Source organism: Enteroscipio rubneri, from assembly GCF_002899715.1.
Lineage (GTDB): Bacteria > Actinomycetota > Coriobacteriia > Coriobacteriales > Eggerthellaceae > Enteroscipio > Enteroscipio rubneri.
The window spans coordinates 1-513 of the sequence record NZ_PPEK01000041.1; the positions used below are offsets into that span (position 1 = coordinate 1).

Here is a 513-nt window from a genome sequence, read left to right on the forward strand (position 1 = left end):
CTGCCAACCCGACCGAGTTCTCCGGCCTGCAGGACAGCTACGCGTACAACAACTCGTACATTCCTGCGCAGGAATACCTAGCCAGCAGGGGCATCGACATTTCGAATCGCTCCGATGCCGTGAAGGGCTTGTGCTGGGGTTTGAGCAGCCTGTTCGGATCTTCCGGCTGGAAGAAGTTCGTGGGCGGCGTTTCAGATGGGTACGACCGGAACGGCACGTACCATTACCTTAGCGAAGGGTACGACTGGCCGGGAGCCGGACTCACCAACGACATGACCGACCGCGAGTTCGTCACCAAGCTGTGCAACTACGTGGTGGAGAACGTGAGCGTGTTCTACAAGGGTCAGCCCCAGTACCACCAGGGCTGGGAAAACCGCTACCGCAACGAGCTGAAGGACTGCTTGGCGTTCATTACCCAGCACGAGCAAGATGCAGAGGCGAGCAAGCCGGTGCCGGCACCCGACCCCGAGCCCAAGCCCGAGGTGACGCCGGCTCCCGTGCCGGTTCCCAACC

General features: G+C 61.4%; 1 protein-coding gene. It reads left to right on the forward strand.

The features are described 5' to 3' along the window. A partial coding sequence (locus C2L71_RS12100) for a VgrG-related protein (RefSeq protein ID WP_476729636.1) occupies window positions 1–513 on the forward strand: 513 nt, incomplete at both ends.